This is a genomic window from Streptomyces sp. NRRL S-646, assembly GCF_000720765.1.
Lineage (GTDB): Bacteria > Actinomycetota > Actinomycetes > Streptomycetales > Streptomycetaceae > Streptomyces.
Genome location: NZ_JODC01000130.1, coordinates 1 through 269, shown reverse-complemented (window position 1 = coordinate 269; position 269 = coordinate 1). Strand labels below are relative to the sequence as shown.

Genomic DNA, 269 nt, shown 5'->3' with positions numbered 1-269 from the left:
CGACCTTGTCCATGTGCGGTTCGAGGTGGGCGACGGCCGTCTTCATCACCTCGGCGGACTGCAGCACGAACGGCAGCTGCATCTGGCCGGAGCCGAACAGCTCGCCGACCACCTTCATGCCGTCCAGGAGCGTCTCGTTGACGATGTCGAGGGCCTTGCGGGTCTGGAGTGCCTCGTCGAGGTCGGCCTCCAGGCCGTTGCGCTCGCCGTCGATGATGCGCCGCTTGAGGCGCTCCTGAAGCGGCAGGGCGGCCAGCTCCTCGGCCTTG

General features: G+C 68.0%; 1 protein-coding gene. It reads right to left on the bottom strand.

What is annotated here, in order from left to right:
- The coding region (locus tag IH68_RS51490) for a B12-binding domain-containing protein (protein ID WP_037886807.1) at positions 1–269 on the bottom strand (269 nt) is incomplete at both ends.